General features: G+C 61.4%; 19 protein-coding genes and 1 tRNA gene. 9 read left to right on the top strand and 11 right to left on the bottom strand.

Translation table 11 applies throughout. The features are described 5' to 3' along the window. Window positions 1-7: 7 nt before the first annotated feature. The 6 genes from E5W70_RS13310 to E5W70_RS13285 all read left to right on the top strand — a co-directional run bounded on the left by E5W70_RS13310 (window position 8) and on the right by E5W70_RS13285 (window position 4,362). A complete protein-coding gene (locus tag E5W70_RS13310; protein WP_292658639.1) occupies window positions 8-556 on the top strand; it encodes a DUF177 domain-containing protein in 549 nt (182 codons plus the stop codon). A 123-nt stretch (window positions 557-679) separates the two neighbouring features. Further along, entirely contained in the window at window positions 680-1,750 is a 1,071-nt protein-coding gene (gene plsX / locus E5W70_RS13305) for a phosphate acyltransferase PlsX (protein ID WP_292658636.1), read from the top strand. A gap of 9 nt (window positions 1,751-1,759) precedes the next feature. Continuing rightward, on the top strand, window positions 1,760-2,731 hold the full coding sequence (locus tag E5W70_RS13300) for a beta-ketoacyl-ACP synthase III (RefSeq protein ID WP_292658633.1): 972 nt from the start codon (window positions 1,760-1,762) through the stop codon (window positions 2,729-2,731). 104 nt (window positions 2,732-2,835) lie between these two features. Then, the gene (locus tag E5W70_RS13295) at window positions 2,836-3,159 is read left to right on the top strand and encodes an integration host factor subunit alpha (RefSeq protein WP_023717292.1); all 324 of its coding nucleotides are present in this window, start codon (window positions 2,836-2,838) and stop codon (window positions 3,157-3,159) included. A 244-nt stretch (window positions 3,160-3,403) separates the two neighbouring features. Continuing rightward, window positions 3,404-3,946, top strand: coding sequence for a MerR family transcriptional regulator (locus E5W70_RS13290; protein ID WP_292658631.1), 543 nt, complete (start codon window positions 3,404-3,406; stop codon window positions 3,944-3,946). 74 nt (window positions 3,947-4,020) lie between these two features. Continuing rightward, entirely contained in the window at window positions 4,021-4,362 is a 342-nt protein-coding gene (locus E5W70_RS13285; protein WP_292658629.1) for a hypothetical protein, read from the top strand. A gap of 125 nt (window positions 4,363-4,487) precedes the next feature. On the opposite strand, the gene E5W70_RS13280 is transcribed toward E5W70_RS13285, so the two are convergent. Continuing rightward, window positions 4,488-4,679 (bottom strand): hypothetical protein, encoded by a 192-nt coding sequence (locus tag E5W70_RS13280; protein WP_292658626.1) that lies wholly within the window; start codon window positions 4,677-4,679, stop codon window positions 4,488-4,490. Window positions 4,680-4,997: 318 nt separating this feature from the next. On the opposite strand from E5W70_RS13280, the gene E5W70_RS13275 reads away from it, so the two are divergent. Together E5W70_RS13275 and E5W70_RS13270 are read left to right on the top strand one after the other, a co-directional pair. Next, a complete protein-coding gene (locus E5W70_RS13275) occupies window positions 4,998-5,276 on the top strand; it encodes a helix-turn-helix transcriptional regulator (RefSeq protein WP_023674515.1) in 279 nt (92 codons plus the stop codon). A gap of 119 nt (window positions 5,277-5,395) precedes the next feature. After that, the gene (locus tag E5W70_RS13270) at window positions 5,396-5,854 is read left to right on the top strand and encodes a YbaK/EbsC family protein (RefSeq protein WP_292658621.1); all 459 of its coding nucleotides are present in this window, start codon (window positions 5,396-5,398) and stop codon (window positions 5,852-5,854) included. A gap of 37 nt (window positions 5,855-5,891) precedes the next feature. On the opposite strand, the gene E5W70_RS13265 is transcribed toward E5W70_RS13270, so the two are convergent. The 9 genes from E5W70_RS13265 to E5W70_RS13225 all read right to left on the bottom strand — a co-directional run bounded on the left by E5W70_RS13265 (window position 5,892) and on the right by E5W70_RS13225 (window position 12,687). Beyond that, window positions 5,892-6,086 (bottom strand): hypothetical protein, encoded by a 195-nt coding sequence (locus E5W70_RS13265; RefSeq protein WP_292658619.1) that lies wholly within the window; start codon window positions 6,084-6,086, stop codon window positions 5,892-5,894. Between the two features lie 147 nt (window positions 6,087-6,233). Next, on the bottom strand, window positions 6,234-6,464 hold the full coding sequence (locus tag E5W70_RS13260) for a hypothetical protein (protein ID WP_292658616.1): 231 nt from the start codon (window positions 6,462-6,464) through the stop codon (window positions 6,234-6,236). A 594-nt stretch (window positions 6,465-7,058) separates the two neighbouring features. Further along, window positions 7,059-7,256: a hypothetical protein gene (locus tag E5W70_RS13255; RefSeq protein WP_292658613.1), complete on the bottom strand. Its 198-nt coding sequence runs from the start codon at window positions 7,254-7,256 to the stop codon at window positions 7,059-7,061. A 152-nt stretch (window positions 7,257-7,408) separates the two neighbouring features. Next, entirely contained in the window at window positions 7,409-7,537 is a 129-nt protein-coding gene (locus E5W70_RS13250; protein WP_292658610.1) for a hypothetical protein, read from the bottom strand. Between the two features lie 392 nt (window positions 7,538-7,929). Continuing rightward, window positions 7,930-8,006: transfer RNA gene (locus E5W70_RS13245), tRNA-Pro, on the bottom strand. 36 nt (window positions 8,007-8,042) lie between these two features. Beyond that, on the bottom strand, window positions 8,043-9,332 hold the full coding sequence (locus E5W70_RS13240) for an O-antigen ligase family protein (RefSeq protein WP_292658608.1): 1,290 nt from the start codon (window positions 9,330-9,332) through the stop codon (window positions 8,043-8,045). Then, window positions 9,329-10,864: an undecaprenyl-phosphate glucose phosphotransferase gene (locus E5W70_RS13235; RefSeq protein WP_292658605.1), complete on the bottom strand. Its 1,536-nt coding sequence runs from the start codon at window positions 10,862-10,864 to the stop codon at window positions 9,329-9,331. The genes E5W70_RS13240 and E5W70_RS13235 overlap by 4 nt, the downstream gene beginning before the upstream one ends. 122 nt (window positions 10,865-10,986) lie before the next feature. Next, on the bottom strand, window positions 10,987-12,111 hold the full coding sequence (locus tag E5W70_RS13230; RefSeq protein WP_292658603.1) for a glycosyltransferase family 4 protein: 1,125 nt from the start codon (window positions 12,109-12,111) through the stop codon (window positions 10,987-10,989). 12 nt (window positions 12,112-12,123) lie between these two features. Next, window positions 12,124-12,687 carry a polysaccharide biosynthesis/export family protein gene (locus tag E5W70_RS13225; RefSeq protein ID WP_254817578.1) on the bottom strand — a complete coding sequence of 188 codons (564 nt, stop codon included), beginning with the start codon at window positions 12,685-12,687 and terminating at the stop codon, window positions 12,124-12,126. Between the two features lie 255 nt (window positions 12,688-12,942). On the opposite strand from E5W70_RS13225, the gene E5W70_RS13220 reads away from it, so the two are divergent. Further along, window positions 12,943-15,192, top strand: a complete 2,250-nt coding sequence (locus tag E5W70_RS13220) for an exopolysaccharide transport family protein (RefSeq protein WP_292658598.1) — start codon at window positions 12,943-12,945, stop codon at window positions 15,190-15,192. Between the two features lie 21 nt (window positions 15,193-15,213). Here E5W70_RS13220 and E5W70_RS13215 read toward each other — a convergent pair. Continuing rightward, window positions 15,214-16,123: GNAT family N-acetyltransferase (locus tag E5W70_RS13215; RefSeq protein WP_292658595.1), on the bottom strand; the 910-nt coding region annotated here is incomplete at its 5' end.

Below are 16,123 nucleotides of genomic sequence, written 5' to 3'. Positions count from 1 at the left end.
GGCGAAGATGAAACATCCTGATTCCCACAGCCCAGTGTCATTCCTGGCAAATGTCGCCCGGCTGCCGCAAAAGGGGCTGCCGGTGGTGATCGATGCCGACGCCGGGCAGCGCGCCCTGCTGGCCGTCGAGCACGAGCTGCTTTCGGTCGAGAACTATCGCGCCGAACTCCTGGTCGAGCCCTGGAAGCGTAACGGGGTGAAAGTCAGCGGCCATGTCGAGGCCGATATAACGCAGGCCTGCATCGTCACCCTCGACCCGGTCGAGGCGCATATCGACGAGCCGGTCGTGGCGCTGTTCCTGCCGGAGCAATCCAAGCTCGGGCGGCAAGGTTTCGACGGCGGCGGTGAGATCCTGCTCGACGCCGAAGGGCCGGATAGCCCGGAAACCTTTTCCGGCGACGCGATCGATGTCGGGGCGCTTGCCGAACAGTTCTTTGGCTTGGCGATCGATCCCTATCCGCGCAAGCCGGGTGTGTCGCTGGAGGCCGCCGGCGATGCCGAGCCTGTGGAGAATGAATTCCAGCAGAAGCTCAGATCACTGCTGGGAAAATCCTGATAGCTGACCCAATTTGAGAAAAGTTGGTTGTGCGGCAGCCCAAAACCGTTATTTTCGCCGAACCTTCGCGAGCCCCGTACCTTGGCAAGCCCGCTGGCCAAGCAACCGTGAGATGAACACCGCGTGATCAGGATTTCCATCGATGCCATGGGCGGCGATCACGGGCCAAGCGTGGTCATCCCGGCGCTCATGACTGTCGCCACCCGCCGTCCGGATATACGCTTCGTCATTTATGGGCGTGAAGAAGTGGTACGGCCCGAACTCGCCAAATTCCCCAAGCTAGCGGAGGTGAGCGAGTTCATCCACTGCGAGATCGCGGTCCGGATGGACGACAAGCCGAGCCAGGCACTGCGCCATGGTCGCTGGAAGTCATCAATGTGGAAAGCCGTCGAGGCGGTCAAGGCAGGCACTGCCGACGTCTGCATCTCGGCCGGCAATACCGGCGCGCTGATGGCAATGTCCAGATTCTGCCTTCGCACCATGGCGACCATCGACCGCCCGGCAATCGCGGCGCTCTGGCCGACCTTGCGCGGCGAAAGCGTGGTGCTGGACGTTGGCGCCACCATTGGCGCGGATGCGCATCAACTGGTTGATTTTGCCATTCTTGGCACCGGCATGGCGCGCTCGGTTTTCGGCATCGAACGGCCGAGTGTCGGGCTGCTCAATGTCGGCGTCGAGGAGATCAAGGGCCAGGAGGAGGTCAAGGAGGCGGGCCGTATGCTGCGCGAGGCCAACATGGCCTCGATGAACTACCATGGCTTTGTCGAGGGTGACGACATCGGCAAGGGCAGTGTCGACGTCGTCGTTACCGAAGGATTTGCCGGCAATATCGCGCTCAAGACGGCGGAAGGCACGGTCAGGCAGATCGCCGGCTATCTGCGCGCGGCGATGAACCGGACGCTGATGGCCAGGATCGGCTATATCTTCGCCAAGTCCGCCTTCGATCGCCTGCGCGAGAAGATGGATGTCGGCCGTTCCAATGGCGGCGTCTTCCTCGGATTGAACGGCATCGTGGTGAAAAGCCATGGCGGGGCTGATTCGGATGGCTTCGCGGCGGCGATCGAGCTTGGCTACGACATGGTGCGCAACAATCTGCTTGACCGCATCGAAGCCGATCTCGACCTGTTCCATGCCCGCAATCCGAATGCCCAGACAGTCCGGAAATCCGACGTCGTCATCGACGCAAAGGAATAGGAAAGAGCATTGATCAGATCAGTCGTGCGCGGCACGGGCGCCGCGCTGCCCCGCCGCATTATGAAGAATGCCGATTTCGAAGGCATGGTCGAGACGTCGGACGAGTGGATCGTCCAGCGCACCGGTATTCGCCAGCGCCACATCGCGGCCGACGACGAGACGACGGCCTCGCTGGGCGAGGCGGCAGCGCGCGCAGCCCTCGACAGCGCCGGCCTGACGGCTGACGACATCGACCTGATCGTGCTGGCGACCTCAACGCCCAACAACACCTTTCCCGCGACCGCGGTCGAGATCCAGAACCGGCTCGGCATGCACCACGGTTTTGCCTTCGACCTGCAGGCGGTCTGCTCCGGCTTCGTCTATGCAGTGGCGACCGCCGACCTCTATATCCGCGGCGGCTTGGCCAGACGGGTGCTGGTGATCGGCTCGGAAACGTTTTCGCGCATTCTCGACTGGAACGACCGCTCGACCTGCGTTTTGTTCGGCGACGGCGCCGGCGCGATGGTGCTGGAAGCAGACACGGGGGCAGGCGGCATCGCCGACCGAGGCGTTCTGGCGGCCAGCCTGCGCTCCGACGGCATCCACAAGGACAAGCTTTTCGTCGACGGTGGGCCGTCGACCACCGGAACGGTCGGGCACCTCAGGATGGAAGGCCGCGAAGTGTTCAAGCATGCGGTCGGCATGATCACCGACGTCATCGAGGCGACGTTCGCACAGGCCGGCATCAGCGCCGCCGATCTCGACTGGTTCGTGCCGCATCAAGCCAATAAACGAATTATTGACGCTTCGGCCAAAAAGCTCGGGATAGAGGAGCGGAAGGTGGTGGTGACCGTCGATTTGCACGGTAATACCTCGGCTGCTTCCGTGCCGCTGGCACTGTCCGCGGCCGTCGCCGACGGTCGCATCAAAAAGGGTGACCTAGTACTGCTTGAGGCGATGGGCGGCGGATTCACCTGGGGCGCCGTCCTGCTCCGCTGGTAAGTGCCGAACTATCGGGTTCGGGTCCTTGACCTTGACGGATCAATTACTTAGGTTCTGCCGTTGCTTGTATCGATTTATGTTTTTGAGCTGATGGGACGGTTCGTATGGGGGGAAAGACACTTACGCGCGCCGACCTCGCCGAAGCCGTTTACCGCAAGGTTGGGCTGTCGCGTACTGAATCGGCCGAGCTTGTCGAGGCGGTGCTGAATGAGATCTGCGAGGCGATCGTTCGCGGCGAGACGGTGAAGCTGTCGTCCTTCGCGACCTTCCACGTCCGCTCCAAAAACGAGCGCATCGGGCGCAATCCCAAGACCGGTGAGGAAGTGCCGATCCTGCCGCGCCGGGTTATGACCTTCAAGTCGTCGAACGTGCTGAAGAACCGTATCCTGCGCTCCCATCAAAACAGCAAAGCCAAGGGCAGCAAGTAGACGCCCGATCCACTTTGCCGAGAATCATGCTCCAGACTTCGGTTGAAAAACGAACCCTGCTTTTGCGCCGGGCTTGAATATTGTTTCATAAACCGCTGAAATAAGATGCGATTCGGTAGGCCGGATCGGTATTTGGGTGTGATCCGCTCCGGCGGGACGGAAAGCTGCTCGCCTTGTTAAGCGTGATGTCGCCCGAACCCGGTTCCCGCCTTTCGCGATCATGCTCTAGCGTGAGGATTCGCCCATGGACAAGAGCCCTGATGCCTTCCGCACCATCAGCGAGGTTGCGGAGGATCTGGATTTGCCGCAGCACGTGCTGCGCTTCTGGGAGACGCGTTTCAACCAGATCAAGCCGATGAAGCGCGGCGGCGGCCGCCGCTACTACCGTCCGCAGGACGTCGAACTGATCAAGGGTATTCGCCATATGCTCTACGATCAGGGCTATACGATCAAGGGCGTGCAGAAGCTGTTGCGCGAGAACGGCAACCAGTTTCTGATCGCCCTCGGCAGTGGCGACATGGCGGCGGTCGAGGCGATCTCGCAGCGCCGACAGGCTGACACGGTACCGCTGACGCAAGCGGCGCAGCCGCGCGGCCCGGACGACGAAATGCTGGTCGGCCAGCCGAGGGTGAAACCCAGCCGTCGTTTTTTCGGCATCGGCAAGACCGACGAGGAAGGTCCGGTTCCGCCGGACACGTCAAAACTTTCCCGTGACAATCGCGCATTGCTGCAGGAGGCGCTGTTCGATCTACTTGAATGCAAGCGCCTGCTCGATCAGGTTCGCTAGAGCCCGCCGGGCTGACCGGAACGGTCTTCAGGGTCATGCGTTAGGCTTCCTTCTACAGATGAAGGAAGCACGTCATGGCATCGCTTTCGAGCATCTCCGACACCGATCTGAACAAGCAGGTCGCGGCCTTGACCAAGGAACTGGCCACCTTGAAGAAAGCCGTGTTAAAGCAGGGCGGCGCCCTTTACGAAGACGGGCGCGATACCGCGTCGGATTATTATTCGGATATCACTGAGCGCCTCGGCGACGCCTTGCCGGCAATCAGAAGGCAAGGCCGGGCGATCGAGAAGACCGCCCGAGATCATCCGGCGACGGCGGCCGCTGTCGGGCTGGTTCTGGTCGGGCTGGTCGCCAGTCTGTTCCTCGGCGGCCGGCAGCAACAAGCACCGCGAGGGCGTTCAAGATCGGCACGTTGAGATAAGCAAATGGCGGTGGTCAGCGGACCGCCGCCATTTTTCGCCGACACGGAAAGCCCGGCAAGCGCGCCGCCTTGATCAAGGACCAGAACGCCTGATTGCCGGTTGTTCGCCCGAGGATGTTTTCAGTACTTCTTCGCCACAACCTTGTGATGGTGGCGGTAATGGTGGTGGACGCGGTGATGGTAGTGATGGCGGTGATGCTTCTTGACGGTGGTGTGCATCGTCGTTGCATTCGCGCTGCTTGCGCCGATGATCGGCATTGAGAGGGCAAGTGCGATTGCAAATCCAAGGGCGGAGAGAAGAGGCTTATTCATGAGATCGTTTCCTTTTTGCGCAGGCGGAATTTGAGCGTCACTGATTCAGGTCGGTGACTCGAGCGCTGCGGTTGGGACCATCGCCTTGGAGTTTTTCGGCAGTTTTTCCGGCCTGTAGAATTTTGTTTCCGAACTGTGTTTGCTGACGATCCGGCCAGATGTCAGCTCGCCGGGCATCCGCCATTCATTCCGGCGTCGGTTCACGATGCCGTGACGCTATCTTTGATGCTTGGCAAATCACCGGCGAGCGGGCATTCTCCCGATCGTCTCAGGCAACAACATGATTTGATCTAACTCTTTCATCCCACGGAGTTGCCAATGCCCCAAATAGCAAAACGCGAACCTTACTCCGAACTGGCGGCGAGCGCGGTTACGCCTGAACGCAGTGCCGTCCGAACCGCCCGGGAAGCCCGTGGATACAGCATCGAAGAGCTGTCCCTGGCGTGCGGGCTGGCAGCCTATGAGATCGCCGACATTGAAAGCGGCAAGGATGCCGATCCTTCGAAACGTCGGCGTATTGCCTCCGCGCTTCAACTTCCGGAAAGCGCTCTGTTTGACGAAGCCGTGTTGCCTGCCAAAAGGCGATCCGTGTCGTAGCGGCGTACCATGCTTTTATCCCACGAGCTCGCCATGGGTCGCCCTGGCGGGCTTCGTTTTTCTGGCCACCTAGTGGACTTGCCGGCCGCCACGGCGACGCCAGACGGAAATTGCTGAAGATGAGCCTCGAATCCGTTCGCGCCTTCTTCGCCGCCCACGCGCCCGACATTGACGTCATCGTCACGGAGGCAAGCTCGGCGACGGTGCCTCTGGCCGCCGAAGCGCATGGCGTCGCGCCGGCGCAGATTGCCAAGACGATCTGCTTGCGCGCCGGCGACCAGACGATGCTGATCGTGGCCGGCGGGGTCTCCAGGCTGGACAACCGCAAGTTCAAGGACCGGTTCGGCGGCAAGGCGCGAATGCTGGATGCCGAGCAGGTGTTCGCCGCGACCGGTCATCCCGTCGGCGGCGTATGTCCGTTCGGCCTGCCATCACCGCTGCCGGTCTATTGCGACGTCTCGCTGCGCGCCTTTGACGAAGTCGTCCCCGCCGCAGGCGCAACCAACGCCGCCGTGCGGCTCAGCCCGCAACGCATGGCGGAACTCGTTGGCGCCGAATGGGTGGATGTTTGCCAGTAGCCATTTATCCGGGGCGTGGGACCGCTGAGCGTTACCGCTATTCGGTCTTCTGTGCTTCTTCTTTCTTGATCGTCTGAGCGTCCGTGGCAGTCGACATATCGGCCTTCTCGACGCTCGCTGTCCTCGTCTGCGTGTCGACCGATGCCTGGACCTTGGAATGCGCGGGGCAATCCGCAGAGGCAGCTGATATGGACATGGTCAGTGCCGCGGCTGTTGCGAGGAATGTCTTCATGATCATTCTCCTCTTTCGTTCGATGGGTAAAGTTAGCCCGTCTGGCACCGACCGCAAAATCACATTTGTTCACACGCGCTCTTGCGTGTACGGAAGCCTACGCTGGACCATCAATTCAAATGGTTGCGCGGATAGCCGCTTGCCGTATCAAAGCCCACTGGCTCCGGCCGGAGGATTGGCGTTAAAAATCTCGCCGCTCAGAGCCAGTCTCAAATCTTCGGCGCTGAGCTGACCACTTTCGAATAAATCCATCACCCTGCGGCCGAGCACTTCTCTGCCTGGATCGCCGTCAGCGAGGCCTAGTTCACGGAATCGGGCATCAAGTGCTTTGGTCAACATGGTCAGCTCGGCAGGACAGGTAGCTCCTTGAAGCGACATTGCATCTCTCCCGAAAAGGGCGAAAGGGCGTGTCATCTTCGAAGCGTCCGCTCGCCCTTACAACTGCGGACGACGGCAATTCAACTAGAGCCAATCTTTTTCTAACTCAACATTCGAACGTATTAAAAACGCCGCCCGCGCTCAAATGTGAGGATCCCGCTACAATACGGTATGGCCGTCCGAATAGCGGTTGTCCTCGCGCTTCTTTTCGCCTTCGCCTACGGTTTCGCAAAACTCGTGGAACATTATGGCAGGGTTGGCGACAGGTCCTCTCCGTGTGAAGAATTGCCCTATCCTGATTGTCCTGACCAAAAAGCTCCTCCCCGGGAAGAAACTAAGCCTTGAGCGCGCGCCTGTTCAGGCCAGGCCAGCCGCCGGCGTTGTACTAGCCCTTTCCAACCGACGGTTGGTGGACGCATTGCAGCTGATGCGCCTAGTGTTCACCACGATCCGCGCGCACCGGGCATGCCCAACCCCCGAGTCACCCCTGCCTGATGCAAGGCGCCTGATCGAGTCCCGCCGTTCTGGCATGTGCGGCGGGACCTTTTATTGAAGGTGGAACACGGGCTCACGGTGAAGGTTGGCAAACCCTACCTAGCCACTACCGCGCGGTTTCTCGGCGGGCTTTTGGCTAGACTTCAGCCTCCGTGCCTCGCGCACGAGTGATGCGTGATCAATTCCAATCATTTCGATGAGATCGCGCGCCTGCGCCTCCGTTATGCCGGTCTCATCGGCGAGCAGCCGCGCATGAAGATACTTGATACGCTCGCAGTCGGTCTCGTCCTCGCCCATTGGTGACAATCACCTTTTTTAGCAATCAGCTTTCGCTTCGCCGAGGTGCATTCGTGCTCTTTCCTGGCGGATCTCCCTTGCCGTCCGATCGGCTCCGGCCGGCCGCCCGCCGGAGGGCCTTGGTGGCTTCCGCAACGCCCGCGCGGTCGTTGTCATTGGCCCGGATCAGTTCGGGGACCTCGTTCCACGGCGATGCCATTCTGCCGCGCGAAATGCTCCATGTCGTAGTCCTGGCTGGACCCCAGGCGGTCTCGGTCGCGTGTGCTCTTGTCGTCGGCCATGTGGTCCTCCTGGTGGAGCTTCGGATCAATGGCAACGTGGGCAAGCAGCTTTCGTTGCGGCATCAACGCGGAAATGGTTGTGTTCGCTCTGGCTAATATAGTCTTCGTACCTAGGACTCTCCTATGTGCGTAAAATTGTAAGTACCGGCGCCGGCCGCCTCTTGTCGGCCGCGATCAGCCGACTGAGGGACCGCATGATCTCCCCACGTCGAGCCGGCCTCGGTCATGCAATCGGTGATCGTCTGAAAGCCGGGCGCCATCGCCTCCTGGCCCAGTCAGCGCAACATCAAGGCCGCCGAAACCGCGTCCGCGGCCCATCGGCTGGGCGGTGCCATGCGGCTACTGTCCGGATAGCCAGTTTGGGGGAAACTGGCTAAACCTTTGGATTTTAATGGTCGGAGTGGCCGGATTCGAACCGACGACCCCTTGACCCCCAGTCAAGTGCGCTACCGGGCTGCGCTACACTCCGGACCGGTCGCGATGTATCGTGATAGACCGGCTCCGGTCAACCGAATTCGGCTGTTGTCCTGCCTGAAGCAACAGCAACGGGGATTGCCGGTCGCCGCGTGGCCCGCAACTGCCACTGGTGGCGGTATTCGAGCGCGATGGCACCCCAGATCAGGCCGAGCAGCAGGTAGACATGGCGCCAGTGGTCGATGTCGATGAAGGTGCCGAGCCCGATATTGCCGATGAAGGCGACATAGGCGCATAGCAGATAAGGCTGCCAGGGCCGGTCGCGCAGCAGAATGCGGAAGCCGGCGGCGATCGTCCAGCACGTCAGCGTCAGGAACGACACGAAGCCGAGCCAGCCGTAATCCATCAGCATCTTCAGCCAGATGTCGTGCGTGTCCTCGCCGAACATCTTGCCGAAGACGAGCGGGCCGATGCCGAACGGATGCTCCAGTGCCATCTGAAAGCCGATCGTGTAGCGGGCGAAGCGGCCGAGGCGGGCGGTGTCGTAGCTTTGTTCGAGCTGTGCGCGGTTCGAGAACATCTCCGCGACGCCTGGCAGTTGCAGGATGACGATCATCGCGATGATCAGCAGTCCGACGGCGGCGATGGTCATGACGATGACGCGCAGCCTGAACTTGCCGCTGGCGCTCTGCAGGAACAAGGCACCGGTCAGCAGGATCGCCGAAACGGCGAACATGCCCCAGGCGCCGCGCGAAAAGGAAAAGAAGATGCCGGCGGTGATGATCAGCAGCGGCACCGCCAATAGCGGCATGCGCGCGACAGAGCCGGTAAGCAGCAGATAGAGCAGGTAGATGCCCGGCAGCACCAGGAAAGGCCCGAACACGTTCGGGTCCTGGAAGGCGCCGGCGGCGCGGTCGTATTTGGTGAAGATCTCCGCTCCTGGAAAGGCATGGAAATAGCCGGCTATGCCGACCAGCGAAGTCAGCACCGCCGACACCACGTAGGCGACGAAGATCACCCGGTAGAGACTGGGCTGGACGGCCGTTACCGAAGCGAAGAAAACCGCGGTTAAGGCCAGGAACAGCGAGACGGCGAGATAGAGCGGCGTGCCGGCGAGGTCCGACATCTGCGTCATCGAGATCATACCGCCGATGTTCATGATAACCAGCAGCACCAGTAACGGCACCGCCGCGCGCTGTATGCGCATGCCGAACAAGGGCCACACCACGATCAGCCCGATCATATAGAGGTCGTACGGCGCCGGCTCGGCAATGACGAAGCCGGACAGGAAGACGCCGAGGAAAACCGCCCCCGACGCAATCAGTGCAATCAGCTTGGCGTTGACCGCCGCCGCCGGCAATTCATAGGCCGTCGCGTTCAATACGCGTTTTCCGTATTGAGCAGACGGATCGGCGTCAGGAACAGGATTCTGAGGTCGAACAGGAGCGACCAGTTCTCGATGTAATAGAGGTCGTATTCCGTCCGCATGCGAATCTTCTCGTTGGTGTCCATCTCGCCGCGCCAGCCATTGATCTGCGCCCAGCCGGTAACGCCCGGCTTGACCTTGTGGCGGGCGAAATAGCCGTCCACCACCTCGTTGTAGAGGAGGTTGTGCGACTGCGCGGCAATGGCGTGTGGGCGCGGCCCGACCAGTGACAGCGAACCGAACAGCGAATTGAAGAACTGCGGCAATTCGTCGATCGAGGTCTTGCGGATGAACCGGCCGACGCGGGTCACGCGCGGATCGTTCTTGGTCACGGTCTGCTTCGCCGTCGGGTCCGCCTTGTCGGTGTACATCGACCGGAACTTGTAGACCTCAATGATCTCGTTGTTGAAGCCGTGCCGTTTCTGGTGGAACAGCACCGGACCCTTGCTGTCGAGTTTGATCGCGATCGCGGTCGCCAGCATCACCGGCGAGAACACGATGATGCCGATGATCGAAAAGACAATGTCGAAGGCGCGCTTGGCGACCGAATCCCAGTCGTTGATCGGCTTGTCGAAGATATCGAGCATCGGCACCGAGCCGATGTAGGAATAGGCGCGCGGCCTGAACTGAAGCGCGTTTGAATGCGCCGATAGCCGGATGTCGACCGGCAGCACCCACAGCTTCTTCAGTAACTGCAGCACGCGCGATTCGGCGGTCAGCGGCAGCGACACGATCAGCATGTCGATGCGCGCGATGCGGGCAAATTCGATGAGTTCGGAAATTGTGCCGAGCTTGGGATAACCGGCGACAACCGGCGGCGACCGCTTGTCGCCGCGGTCGTCGAAGATGCCGCAAATGCGAATGTCGTTATAGGGCTGCTTTTCGACCGAGCGGATCAGTACCTCTGCCGCCTTGCCGCCGCCGACGATGACGGCGCGGCGCTCCATCCGCCCGTCGCGCGCCCATCGCCGAATCAGCTTCGACATCACCAGGCGGAGACCCAGTACCAGCACGAAACCGACGATGAACCACGTGCCGAAGAGCAGGCGCGAATAGTCTTCCGACATTTTCATGGTGAAGGCGGTGAGCGCCATCAAGGCGAAGGTTCCGGCCCAGACCAGCAGGAGCCGGCTGAAATTGGCGATCGGCCGCATTAGCGCGACGATCTGGTAGCAGTCGGTGACGTCGAGCAGAACGACCGCGAGGAACGAGGTGGCGGCGATCGTCAGTGAGTATTGCCAGGCAAGATAGTTGAAAAAGCCGACGTAATAGAAATAGACGGCAAGACCTGACACCAACAGCAGCGCGAATTCCACCATGCGCAGGACGCCGCTCACCATGATCGGCGACATCGTATCGCGCCGGTATTGCGAGGCGACCTGGCGGGCGACGTCGTTCATGCCGCCGGCCTTGTTGTTCTCGGCAGGGGCGTCGAATTTGCGCACCGCGTCTAGCGAAAAACGGCGCGCGGGGTCGATTTCGTTCATGGGGCGTCCGTAGGTTTCCCTCACGTGAATAGCAAAAGAGAGCTAAGAAACCCTTGAAACAACAGATGGCTTTGGAGACGCTTTCACCGAGGGCGTTTTGCAGCCGAGTGGAACCAGTTGCTCTATTGTTTGAGCGCGGCGAAATAAGCTTTTTCGATTTCAGCGGCCATTACATCGGCGCCGAAGCGTGCCTTGAGGTTGGCGGCGCCGGGCATCAGGCCCTTGTAGGCGTCGAGATCGGCCAGTGCAGTGCTTATCTTGTCGCCAAGTTCGCGTGGGTCGGGCCGGATCAGGGAAGGTGAGCCGGTGTCGAAGATTTCCGGTATGCCCCCGACCGAGGTCGCGATGATCGGCTTGCCGGCGGCGAGTGCTTCCAGAACGATGTAGGGCATGGCTTCCGCACGCGAGGGAACGACGACCAGCTTGGCCAGCGCGAAGGCGAGCCGGGCTGGCATCGGCGGTAGGAAGCCGACGTCCAGGCCGCGCTGATTCACCTGGGCGCGATAGCGCGGCAGGTCGTCGCCATCGCCGACCATCAGCGCCTTCAATGGGCGGCCGAGCCCCGTTGCGGCTATCCCCAGCGCATCGATGAAGATGTCCGGGCCTTTGAGGTCTCGCATCATGCCGATATAGAGGAGGTCAACCGCATTGTGCTCGGTCCGCACCGGCTCGAACTCGGCGGCGCGCAGGCCGTTGTGGACGAGAGCGTTCGGAATGGGCGGCTCGCCGACCTTCCTGCGATAAGTCCGCCGCTCATAATCGGAAACAAACAACAGGCAATCGGTGAAGCGAGCCATGAAGCGCTCGAGCGCGAAGAACAGCTTCCCCATGGCGGTGGTCTCGTCATAGTGGAGCGAGCCGCCATGCGGCGAATAAAGGCGGGCTACGCGAGACCTGGATACCCGCAACAATGAGCCGAACAGACGGGCATAGGCGCCACCTTTGGCGCCATGCCCGTGCAGCACGTCCGGCCGCAATTCTTTTATGATCCTATAGGTGCGCCGGGCCGAGGCGAGATCGCCCGGCCCGACATGCCGCTGCATCGGGGTGCGGTGAATGCCGAGCGCCAGGCTGCCTTTCATCTGTTCGAACAGCCGTTCCTCGAAATCGCCGCCCGTCGTCGAATCGCAGACAATGCCGACGGCATGGCCGGCGGCGACCTGAGCCTCGGTCAGGTCGCGCACGTGCCGGAAGATGCCTCCGACCGGTGAGCGAAAGCAGTGGACGATCCTGAGTGTGTCCGCCACTTGGTCAGCACATCAAAACAGGCGTTCGCGAACATAGACTGTATCGCCGGGCAACAGCGGATCGGAGGTCACCACGCGTCCAGTTATCACCTTGCCGTTGATGTCGCGGGTAATGTCGACGCTTTCCTGGTTGGCGCGCGGCGTGAACCCGCCGGCGATGGCGACGGCTTTCTGCACGGTCAGGCCTGGAACATAGGAATACTGCCCCGCCGCACCCACTTCACCCATGACGAAGATCGGCCGGTAGCGATCGATTTCGACCGAAACATCGGGATCCCGCAAATAACCCTGGCGCAGTTTCTCGGCGATCTCGCCCTCGAGCTGCTGGGCCGTGTGGCCGCGCGCCGGCACGTTGCCGACGAGCGGCAGCGAGAGATAGCCGGACTGGTCGACGCTGTAGGTATTGGTCAGTCCTTCCTGCTCGAACACGGTTACGCGGACACGGTCGCCGGCGCCGAGGCGATAGGGCTGGTCGAGAACTTCATGGAATGCGGCCGGCGTCGGCCGGTAGCTGGAGCAGCCCGAAAGCATCGATACGGCAAGCAGCGCGCGGAAAAGGGGAGCAGTGCTTTTCATGAGCGGACACGTACCTTTGAATAGCCGGCGACTCTGCGGCAAACCTTAACGATCGAGCTCGGTTATCATCCTGTTAGGGTTAATGGCCGGTAAAGGCGCGCGGCCGATCCAGGCCGGATCGACAATTGCAGATGGTTTTCAGCCTCTTGTTTGCGGCTTGTTAGTAGAGCCTAACAGGTTCTTACCGCGATATTAACGGCTGAGTTACCATAGTTGTTTACGGTGCATGCTGACTCAGTACCGGAGCAGGGATGCATGTCCGTTCAATCCGCGGCCGCAGATGTCGACGTCGATCTCAGGCAGCTTTTCGCCAGCCTGGCGCGAAACTGGCTGCGCATCCTTGTCGTCGCGCTGGTTGTAACCGGCCTGGCCTTTGCGCTCGCCTGGCTTGCAACGCCCGAATACAAGGCGGCAGCCAAGCTGGAAATCGGGCCTCGAGAATCGGAGTTCACTCGGCCAGCCGGTACCAACGGCAACGAGCGGTCGATTCCCGACGAAGAGGCTGTGGCCACCGAGGTCCAGATAATTTCGTCCCCTGACATCCTCAAACAGGTGGCGGCGAAGCTCAACCTGGCGAAATTGCCCGAATTCGACGAGGCGCTGAAGATGTCGGCGCTGAGCCGCACCCTTGTCCTCGTTGGCTTGAAAAGCGATCCCTTCGAGATCCCGCTGGAAGAGCGCGTGCTGGACGCAATGCATGAGAAGCTCAACGTCTATGGCGTCGAAAAAACCCGCGCGATAGCAATCGAGTTCTCGTCGGAGGATCCAAAGCTTGCCGCCGCGATCCCGAACGCCATTGCAAACGCCTATATCGCCTCCAAGGGCAACGCCAAGCTCGAATCGAATTCCGCCGCCACCGACTTTCTGGCGCCGGAAATCGCGGATCTGCAGAATCGGGTGAAGGAGGCGGAAGCCAAGGTTGCCGCATTCCGTGCCCAGTCCGATCTTTTGATGGGCGGCAACAATTCGGTGCTTGCCACTCAGCAGCTGTCCGAATTGTCGAGCGAACTGTCACGGGTCCGCGCCAACCGCGCTTCGGCGGAAGCGACCGCCGACAGCGTGCGCAGGGCGTTGCGTAATGGCGGCTCGCTGGATGCCGTTCCGGAGGTGTTGTCTTCCGAACTGATCCAGCGCCTGCGCGAGCGGCAAGTCGAACTCAAGAACAACATCGCCGACCTTTCCACCACCTTGCTCGACAACCATCCGCGCATCCGCGCGCTGAAGTCGCAGCTCGCCGATCTCGACCGCCAGATCCGCAACGAAGCGGAAAAGACCATGAGCGGTCTGATGGCGCAGGCCGAGACGGCGAAGGCGCGAGAGGCTCAACTCATGGCCGACGTCAACACGCTGAAGGCGGCGTCCGCCCGCGCAGGCGAAGAGCAGGTGGAACTCGATGCGCTGCAGCGTGATGCCGCGACCAAGCGCCAGCAGCTCGATCTCTATTCGTCCAGCTATCTCCAGGCGGCCGCACGCAAGGATCGCAACTACCTGCCCGTCGACGCTCGCGTATTTTCGGAGGCCCAGGTGCCGGCCGAACCCTATTTCCCCAAGATTGGTCCGATTGTCAGTGCGGCCTTTGTCGGCTCGTTGCTCATCATGGCGATCGTCACGCTGCTGCAGGAACTGTTTTCCGGCCGCGCCATGCGTCCGGCCGCCGGTGCCCATTTCGAGCGCATCGAGCAGGTTGCGATGCCGGCTGTCCAGGCCGAACGCGTAATGGCCGAGCCCGCCCCGCCGGTTGCCCGGGCTGAACCGGCAGCCGCCGAGATCGATGAGGCCGACGACGACAAGATTATCGAAACCAAAATGGAGCCGGAACCCGTCGCGGTGGCGGAAGCGGCTGCCGAGAAAATCGAACCGGAGTACTCTGAAATGGCTGCTGGAGACATTGAACCGGCACGTTCTATTCTCGGCGAGGTCGACATCGACAAGGCCGCGGAAAAACTGATCGCCACCGGTGCCGCCCGCGCCATATTCGTGTCGCCAGAAGGCGACGAGGCGGCCGCCTCGGCGGTGCTGGTGGCGCGCGCAGTTTCCGACGCCGGGCTACGCGTGCTGCTGCTTGATCTCACCGCTTCGGGTGCCGCCTCGCGGCCGATGCTGGACAGCGGGCTGTTTCCGGGCATCACGGATCTGCTCGCCTCGCAAGCGCAGTTCAGCGATGTGATCCACCCCGATCTCTATTCGGACTGCCACGTTATTCCCGTCGGCACAGCCGATCCGGTCCGCGCCATGCGCGCCGCCGACCGGCTGCCGATCATCATGCAGTCGCTGACCACCGCCTATGATCTGGTCGTGGTCGAATGCGGACCGGCCGACGCGCAAGGCATCAGCCGCCTGGTGGGCGAGGGGACCGAGGTCTTGCTCTCCATGCTTGAGCCGGACGACGAGGTGACGCAGGCCGCGGTCGCGCTCATCGAGAGTGGCTATCCCGACCTGACGCTAGTCACGCCCATCGGCCATGTGGCGCCGGGGCCAATGCCGGGACGGCGCTCGGCCGCCTGAGGCAGTTTTCTAAAATCGAAATCAGCTGTCGTCTTCGCCTGCGGCCGGTGCTGTCCGCCCCACGGCCTTGCGGCGCAGCAGTTTGGTCAGCTTCCAGACCATTGGGCTGTGCTTGATGAATGCCTTCAGGCTTGCGCCGTGCCTGAGCACAAGCGCCAGCCCCCGACCCTTCAGCGTCAGCGGAACCAGCACCTCGAAATGCTGCGTTTCGACATCGCACCACAATCGCTTGTAGGGTTCGTCACCGACCGAGAAATCATAGATTTCGAAACCCGCCTCGCAGGCTTCCTGGATGTTCTCGAAGAACAGGAAGTCGCCCGGGCTGGTGTGTGCGAGGTCGTCCTCGGCGATGGCCCCGAATTCGCAGATCAGCCGCTTGCCCGAGCGGCTCGATCCGGTGACAGCACGGAGCTTGCCGGCGACTTCCAGCCCATGCAGGACGAAGGACCGATCTTCCTCTTGAAGCGCGTCGGTAAACAGCGAGCGGAAAAAAGCGCGCACCTCCGCTTCACCGAAAACATTGGCGATACCCATCTTGCGAAAGCGGAATTCCTTCATCTCGAAAAAAGCATCGAGCAGCATGTGCACCTCGTCCGCAGTCTTCGCCTCGATGCGACGATAGCTGCCGACGGCCTCGAACTTGCGCGCCCGCGAGCGATGTTTCTTGCGCCTGCGCTTGCCGCTCACGCGGGTGAGCAGTGCATCAAATCCTCCTACAAGACTGGCGGCCAGCGACAGATTGGGGCTCGAAAAATGCGGCAAGGCGGAGAGCGGGTTGGCAACGCCGTCGAGATCGGGCAGCAGCCGCTCCAGCGCGACAAGATCGATGTCGCGCCGCGCCTTGGCAATCGCAGCCAGCATCGAGCGGATCGCCGCGCTATCGGCATTCGCCAGCCATTGCGGGTCGGCGGCGGCAAAATTGCCGTTGGCA

The organism is Mesorhizobium sp. (assembly GCF_005063415.1).
Taxonomy (GTDB): domain Bacteria; phylum Pseudomonadota; class Alphaproteobacteria; order Rhizobiales; family Rhizobiaceae; genus Mesorhizobium.
The sequence above is the reverse complement of the archived record's forward strand: the minus strand, read 5'-3'. Positions and strand labels throughout refer to the sequence as shown.

Excerpts from the sequence above, each read along its gene's own strand:
- E5W70_RS13280 (WP_292658626.1), bottom strand. The coding sequence starts at position 4,679 with ATGAATAAGCCTCTTCTCTCCGCCCTTGGATTTGCAATCGCACTTGCC.
- E5W70_RS13310 (WP_292658639.1), top strand. The coding sequence starts at position 8 with ATGAAACATCCTGATTCCCACAGCCCAGTGTCATTCCTGGCAAATGTC.
- E5W70_RS13285 (WP_292658629.1), top strand. The coding sequence starts at position 4,021 with ATGGCATCGCTTTCGAGCATCTCCGACACCGATCTGAACAAGCAGGTC.
- E5W70_RS13220 (WP_292658598.1), top strand. The coding sequence starts at position 12,943 with ATGTCCGTTCAATCCGCGGCCGCAGATGTCGACGTCGATCTCAGGCAG.
- E5W70_RS13295 (WP_023717292.1), top strand. The coding sequence starts at position 2,836 with ATGGGGGGAAAGACACTTACGCGCGCCGACCTCGCCGAAGCCGTTTAC.
- E5W70_RS13255 (WP_292658613.1), bottom strand. The coding sequence starts at position 7,256 with ATGGGCGAGGACGAGACCGACTGCGAGCGTATCAAGTATCTTCATGCG.
- E5W70_RS13235 (WP_292658605.1), bottom strand. The coding sequence starts at position 10,864 with ATGAACGAAATCGACCCCGCGCGCCGTTTTTCGCTAGACGCGGTGCGC.
- E5W70_RS13275 (WP_023674515.1), top strand. The coding sequence starts at position 4,998 with ATGCCCCAAATAGCAAAACGCGAACCTTACTCCGAACTGGCGGCGAGC.
- E5W70_RS13265 (WP_292658619.1), bottom strand. The coding sequence starts at position 6,086 with ATGAAGACATTCCTCGCAACAGCCGCGGCACTGACCATGTCCATATCA.
- E5W70_RS13250 (WP_292658610.1), bottom strand. The coding sequence starts at position 7,537 with ATGGCCGACGACAAGAGCACACGCGACCGAGACCGCCTGGGGTCCAGC.
- E5W70_RS13225 (WP_254817578.1), bottom strand. The coding sequence starts at position 12,687 with ATGAAAAGCACTGCTCCCCTTTTCCGCGCGCTGCTTGCCGTATCGATG.
- E5W70_RS13260 (WP_292658616.1), bottom strand. The coding sequence starts at position 6,464 with ATGTCGCTTCAAGGAGCTACCTGTCCTGCCGAGCTGACCATGTTGACC.
- E5W70_RS13290 (WP_292658631.1), top strand. The coding sequence starts at position 3,404 with ATGGACAAGAGCCCTGATGCCTTCCGCACCATCAGCGAGGTTGCGGAG.
- E5W70_RS13270 (WP_292658621.1), top strand. The coding sequence starts at position 5,396 with ATGAGCCTCGAATCCGTTCGCGCCTTCTTCGCCGCCCACGCGCCCGAC.